Source organism: Paracraurococcus ruber (assembly GCF_004353985.1).
In the GTDB taxonomy this organism is placed as follows: Bacteria; Pseudomonadota; Alphaproteobacteria; order Acetobacterales; family Acetobacteraceae; genus Paracraurococcus; species Paracraurococcus ruber.
Map to the genome: position 1 here is coordinate 1 of NZ_SMOA01000310.1, position 5,949 is coordinate 5,949.

Consider the following 5,949-nt stretch of genomic DNA (forward strand, 5'->3'; position numbering starts at 1 on the left):
GCGCTGGCGCTGGCCGCGCTGGTGCGCGACGCGGTGGCGGCCGAGGCGCCGCGGCGGGCGCTGCATCTCCGCCTGTCCCGGCTGCCGCGGGACCTGCTGCGCGGGCATCACCGCCGGCTGCTGCGGGAAGCCCTGGAACCCGCCTTGCGCTCCGCCCGCAGCCGGCTGTTCGAACTGCCGAATGGCGACCTGGTGGCGATCGCCCCGGCCGGCACCCGGCAGATGGAGGAGGCGGAGGCGGTGGTCGCTCTCCTCCTCGCCCCGGCGACGGAGGATGTGGCGGGGCCGGCCCTGCTGGCGGCGCTGGACCTGCCGCGCGATGCCGCGGCGCTGCTGGCGGCGGTCGAGGATTCGCTGGCCCCGCCGCCGCTGCCGCCGGCGCCGGACGACCCGGCGGAGGCGGGCGGCGGCTTCGGCCCGGCCGATCTGGCGGCGCTGGAGGCGGCGCTGCGCGGCGCCGGCCTGTCCAGCTACCTGCGCCGCCGGCCGGTCTGCCGTCTGGTGCGCGGCGGGGAGGGGCCGGAGCTTGCCTGGGAGGAATGGGGCCTGGCCTGGCCGGCGCTGGGCGCGGCGCTCTGCCCGGGGCTGGAGCCGGAGGCGGCGCCCTGGCTTGCCCGCCGGCTGCGCCGCCTGCTGGACCGGCGCCTGCTGGCCGAGCTGGCGCGGCCGGAGGAGGCGCGGCGCCTCGGCCGCTGCGGCCTTGCGCTGTCCGCCGCCACCCTGGGGGAGGCCGAATTCCTGCGCCTGGACGCCCTGCTGGATGCCGGGGCGCGGGCGGCGACGGTGCTGGCCCTGCCGGCCGAGGATGCGCTGGCGGATGCCGAGGGCTTCGCCTTCGCCCGCGACTTCGCCCGCGCCCGCGGCTACCGCCTGGCGCTGGACCTGCCGGGGCCGGAATTGCTGCCGGCGCTGCCGCTGGACCGCGTGGGGATGGACCTGCTGCGCCTGCCCTGGTCGCCGGAGCTGGCCGCCGCCGCGCCGCTGCTGCCCGCGGGGCCGGAGCAGGTGGTGCTGACCGGTGCCGACCGCGCCGCCGCCATCGGCTGGGGGTGGGAGGCGGGGGTGACCCTGTTCGAGGGGCGGCTGCTGCGGCCCGGCTGAGGGCCGGCCGACGCCGCAGGCCCGGCATCGCCCCGGCGCCCGCCTCGGCGGCCGGGGCGCGAGGGTTGAGGCCATCCGCCCCCCGACCGCCGCGGCGGGACCGCGCCTGCGTCGGGCATCCCGGCGTCCGGCATCCCTGGCCGCGGCTTGGCGTTCCCGGCGCTCACCCGCATATGGCAGCCACATGCAATCCCCCGCCATCCTCGCCGAGGCGCTGACCAAGCGCTATGCGGCCGACGCCCCGCCCGCCGTGGACGGCCTCAGTTTCTCGATGCCGCGCGGGGCCACCTGGGGGCTGTTGGGCGGCAACGGCGCCGGCAAGACCACCACCATCGGCATGCTGCTGGGCCTGCTGGTGCCCACCAGCGGCCGGATCGCCTGCCTGGGCCACGACATGGCGCGGGACCGCTTCGCGGCGCTGGCGCGGATGAATTTCTCCTCCCCCTACATCGCCCTGCCGTCGCGCATCAGCGTCGCCGAGAACCTGCGGGTCTATGCGCATCTCTACGGCGTGCCGGGGACGGAGCGGCGGATCCGCGACCTCGCGTCGCAGCTGCAGCTGACCGATCTGCTGGACCGGCCGGCCGGCAACCTCTCGGCCGGGCAGAAGACCCGCGTCGCACTGGCCAAGGCGCTGATCAACACGCCCGAATTGCTGCTGCTGGACGAGCCGACCGCGAGCCTCGACCCCGATACCGGTGACTGGGTGCGGTCCTGGCTGGAGCGCTACCGGGCGGAGACCGGCTGCTCCATCCTGCTCGCCAGCCACAACATGGCGGAGGTGGAGCGGCTCTGCGGCCATGTCCTCATGCTCAAGCAGGGGAAGGTGGTGGACCAGGGCAGCCCGGCGTCGCTGCTGGCGAAATACGGCCGCGACGACCTGGAGGAGGTCTTCCTCGACATCGCCCGCGGCCGCCAGCGGGAAGAGGTGCCGGCATGAGGAGCGGGGCGCTGCGCCGCGTCTGGGGCATGGTCTATCGCCACCTCGCGCTCTACCGCCGGTCCTGGCCGCGGGTGCTGGAGCTGATGTACTGGCCGATCCTGCAGATGGTGGTCTGGGGGTTCGTCACCGCCTACCTGGCCGGCGTGCAGGCCAACACCGCCAGCGTCGCCGCCGGCATCCTGCTGGGCGGCGCCCTGCTGTGGGAGGTGACGCTGCGCGCCCAGATGGGCTTTTCCATCTCCTTCCTCGAGGAGATCTGGTCGCGCAACCTGGGGCATGTCTTCGTCAGCCCGCTGCGGCCGCGCGAACTGGTCGCGGCGCTGATGGCGATGAGCGTGATCCGCGTGGTGGTCGGCGTGCTGCCGGCGGTGGGGCTGGCCTGGCTGCTCTACCATTTCGGGCTGTTCTCGATGGGCCCGGTGGTGGTGCTGTTCTTCGCCGCGCTGCTGGCGATGGGCTGGGCGGTGGCGCTGGGCGTCGTCGCGCTGATCCTCCGCTACGGCGCGGGGGCGGAGGCGTTGGCCTGGTCGGTGCTGTTCGGCCTCGCCCCCTTCTCGGCGGTGTTCTACCCGGTGAGCGTGCTGCCGGCCTGGCTGCAGCCGGTCGCCCTCTCGCTGCCCTCGGCGCATGTGTTCGAGGGCATGCGGGCCGCGCTGCTGCACGGCGAGATCGCCTGGGGCCACCTGGCCGCCGCCTTTGCGCTGGACGGGTTCTGGCTGGCGGTGATGGCCTGGGTCTTCATGCGGCAATTCCACTCCGCCCGGGTGCGGGGGGCGCTGCTGAACATCGGGGAATAGCGCGGAAGCCGGGCCGGCCCGCCTGCCGGAGGGGCGCCGCGGCCCGTTTCCGGGTCGCCCCCAGACGGCCTGCCGCGTTCGGTTCGGCAGCGCACTCACACGCTATTATTATTTCGAAACAACAGGTTGATTCCTGGCAGTTCCCTCGTCTTCCAGCGGCCAGTCGAGCCTTGGATTGAAGTGAATTCCCCGCATGATGTGCTGGATCGTCAGCAGTTCCTCCTGCGTCAGCACGTCACGCTTCCTCGCGAAGCCATAGATGTAATCGCCAAATCTCACGATGATCTGGCCGCGTTTTCCAGTGCTCACTTCAGCGCCCGCCTGTTCAAGCGCCTCGAACACATCGGCACGGCTGCAATCCGGTATTGCCGTGCCCAAGGAAAGTGCGTGCAGGATCACGCGGAACTTGCGATTCAAGAAAAATCTCCTTCCTTCGGAGGTGGGATCGCCGCCAATACGCCGTCGCACGAAGTCATCCGGCGGCTTGTGCCGGGCGTCCGGCGCGACTTCTCGCCGCCGAGGGAGAATGCTTTCGGTTCTCAAATCAGGAAAATATGATTTTTCGAGGTTCTGGATCGGCTGCGGCTATGCGAGGCTGCGGCATGGAGGTGTCGATACGATCGCTGCGCTACCTCGTCGCCGTTGCCGATGCCGGCAGCGTCACCGGCGCGGCACGCCGGCTGAACGTCTCGCAACCCTCGATCTCGGATGCCGTCGCCAACCTCGAGGCGGATATCGGCTTCCCGCTCTTCATCCGGCACCGTGCCCGCGGGGTCTCGTCCACCCCCGCGGGCGCCCGGGTGGTGGCGGAGGCGCGGCACCTGCTCGCCCATGTCCGGGACTTCGCCCGCAATGCCCGCAGCCTGGGCGGCGAGCCCGCCGGCGATATCACGCTCGGCTGCTTCCTCACCGTCGCGCCGCGCTACCTGCCGCAGTTGCTGGCGGCCTTCGCGCAACGCCACCCGGCGATCCGGGTGCGGCCGGAGGAGGGCGACCAGCGACAGATCATCGACTCGCTCATGGTGGGCCGCACGGAAGTGGCGCTGGCCTACGATTTCGCGCTGCCCGAGGCGGCGGACGCGATCGAGCTTGCGGTGCTGCCGGCCCATGTCGCCCTGCCGGCCGGACACCGCCTGGCGGAGCGCGAGCGGATCGCCCTGGCGGAGCTCGCGGAGGAACCCTTCCTCCTGCTCGACCTGCCGCACAGCCGCGACTACTTCATGTCGCTGTTCCGGGCCAAGGGGATCGAGCCGCAGGTCCGCTTCTCCTCCGGCAGCCAGGAGCTGATCCGGGGCCTGGTCGGCAACGGCCATGGCTTCGCCATCCAGAACTCGATCGCGCGGACGCCCTACGCCTCCGACGGGACGCGCCTGGCCTATGTCCCGCTGGATGCCGACCTGGCGCCGGTGCGGCTGGTGCTGCTGTCGCTCACCGGCCTGCCGGCGCGGCCGGCCGTGGGCGCCTTCATCGGTTTCGTGCGCGACGCCTTCGCACCCGGCGGCCTGTTCAGCGACCCGCAGGGGACGTAGGGCGCCCGGCCCGGCCCGGCGCGCGCCGCAACCCCGGATGCCTGGGGCCGGCCGGACGTGGCGCGGAGGACCGCGCAGCCCGCCGGCGGTCGGCTTCGACCGTCGCCCGCGCGGAGGCGCCCCGCCAGCCCGGCGCGTGACGGGCGCGGCGCCGTCCGGCCGCCCGTGGCAGCGCGGTGCCTGCGCATCCTTGCCAAGCGGTCCACGCGAAGCGGCCCCGGCAATCTCCGTGATGGCCGCCGCCCGCGCCGTCTGCTAGCGGGCGGGGATGCCCGATGCCGGTCCCGCCGCCGCCCCCTCGCTCTGGCGGGACCGGCGCTTTCCCGTGATGCTCCTGCTCGGCTTCGCCGCCGGCGTGCCGCTGCCGCTGGTGGCGGGCCAGGTGCTGCGGCAGTGGTTCGCCGAGAGCAACCTGTCGCTTTCCGCCATCGGCCTCACGGCGCTGATCGGCCTGGCCTATGCCTGGAAATTCCTCTGGTCGCCGGCGCTGGACGCGGTGCGGCCGCCGCTCTTCGGCCGCCTCGGCCAGCGGCGGGGCTGGCTGGCCTGCCTGCAACTGGCGCTGATGGCGATGATCGCGGCGGTCGGGCTGACCGATCCGCGGCTCGATGCCGGCACCACCGCGGCGCTGGCGGCGCTGGTCGCCTTCCTCTCGGCCAGCCAGGACATCGTGGTGGATGCCTACCGGATCGAGTCGCTGGGCGAGGACGACCAGCGCCAGGCCTGGGGCCTCGCCTGCTATGTCTGGGGCTACCGGATGGCGCTGCTCGCCTCCGGCGCCGGGACGCTGCTGCTGGTGCAGCATGTCGGCTGGTCCGGCGCCTACCTCTATGGCGCGGCGCTGCTGCTGCCGGGGCTGCTGACGACGCTCTGGGGGCGGGAGCCGGCGCGCGTGCCCGTCGCCGGCATCGGCTGGCAGGCGCGGCTGCGCGGCGCGGTGGTCGAGCCCTTCCGCGACTTCACCCGCCGGCCGCTCTGGCTGCCCATCCTTGGCTTCGTCGCCCTGTTCAAGCTGGGGGAGGCGCTGGCCGGCATCATGACCACGCCCTTCTACCGGTCGCTCGGCTTCACGCGGGAGGATGTGGCGGCCGTCGCCACCGTCTTCGGGATGTTCGCCACGCTGGGCGGCGCGGTGGCGGGAGGCTGGCTGGTGGGGCGCATCGGGGTGCGGCGGGCGCTGGTGGTGACGGGCCTCGGCCAGATGCTGTCCAACCTGATGTATGTCGCGCTGAACATGGCCGGGCATTCGATGCCCATGCTCTGGGCCCAGGTGGGCGTGGAGAGCTTCACCGACGGGCTCGCCGACGCCGCCTTCCTGACCTTCCTGTCGTTGCTCACCAGCCGGTCCTTCACCGCGACGCAGTATGCGCTGCTGTCCTCGCTCGCCGCGGTGCCGCTGCGGACGCTGGGCGCCGGGTCCGGCTGGCTGGCGGAGGGGCTGGGCTGGACCGGCTTCTTCCTGCTGACCACGGCGGCGGCGCTGCCCGCGCTCGGCATCATGCTCGTCCTGCTGCGGCGGCTGCCGGCGGAGGCTGGCGCCCGGACGCCCTGAGGTCGCCCGGCGCGGCGGCCGCGCGCC

General features: G+C 73.4%; 6 protein-coding genes. 5 read left to right on the forward strand and 1 reads right to left on the reverse strand.

Annotated features, from left to right (window positions below):
* The 3 genes from E2C05_RS33475 to E2C05_RS27730 form a co-directional block, all read left to right on the forward strand.
* Window positions 1–1,101 (forward strand): hypothetical protein (locus E2C05_RS33475; protein ID WP_158292407.1); only part of this gene is annotated, 1,101 nt, incomplete at its 5' end.
* A 184-nt stretch (window positions 1,102–1,285) separates the two neighbouring features.
* Entirely contained in the window at window positions 1,286–2,041 is a 756-nt protein-coding gene (locus E2C05_RS27725; RefSeq protein ID WP_133222881.1) for an ABC transporter ATP-binding protein, read from the forward strand.
* The gene (locus E2C05_RS27730; protein WP_133222882.1) at window positions 2,038–2,841 is read left to right on the forward strand and encodes an ABC transporter permease; all 804 of its coding nucleotides are present in this window, start codon (window positions 2,038–2,040) and stop codon (window positions 2,839–2,841) included. The genes E2C05_RS27725 and E2C05_RS27730 overlap by 4 nt, the downstream gene beginning before the upstream one ends.
* A gap of 108 nt (window positions 2,842–2,949) precedes the next feature.
* Here the strand turns inward: E2C05_RS27730 and E2C05_RS27735 are convergent, their stop codons facing one another.
* Window positions 2,950–3,258 (reverse strand): hypothetical protein, encoded by a 309-nt coding sequence (locus tag E2C05_RS27735; RefSeq protein WP_133222883.1) that lies wholly within the window; start codon window positions 3,256–3,258, stop codon window positions 2,950–2,952.
* Between the two features lie 191 nt (window positions 3,259–3,449).
* On the opposite strand from E2C05_RS27735, the gene E2C05_RS27740 reads away from it, so the two are divergent.
* A complete protein-coding gene (locus E2C05_RS27740) occupies window positions 3,450–4,370 on the forward strand; it encodes a LysR family transcriptional regulator (protein ID WP_205083133.1) in 921 nt (306 codons plus the stop codon).
* Window positions 4,371–4,638: 268 nt separating this feature from the next.
* A complete protein-coding gene (locus E2C05_RS27745; protein WP_133222885.1) occupies window positions 4,639–5,922 on the forward strand; it encodes an AmpG family muropeptide MFS transporter in 1,284 nt (427 codons plus the stop codon).
* The last annotated feature ends 27 nt before the right edge of the window (window positions 5,923–5,949 follow it).

Bases quoted from the DNA above. Each gene is read 5' to 3' on its own strand.
- E2C05_RS27745 (WP_133222885.1), top strand. From the start codon at position 4,639: ATGCCCGATGCCGGTCCCGCCGCCGCCCCCTCGCTCTGGCGGGACCGG.
- E2C05_RS27725 (WP_133222881.1), top strand. From the start codon at position 1,286: ATGCAATCCCCCGCCATCCTCGCCGAGGCGCTGACCAAGCGCTATGCG.
- E2C05_RS27730 (WP_133222882.1), top strand. From the start codon at position 2,038: ATGAGGAGCGGGGCGCTGCGCCGCGTCTGGGGCATGGTCTATCGCCAC.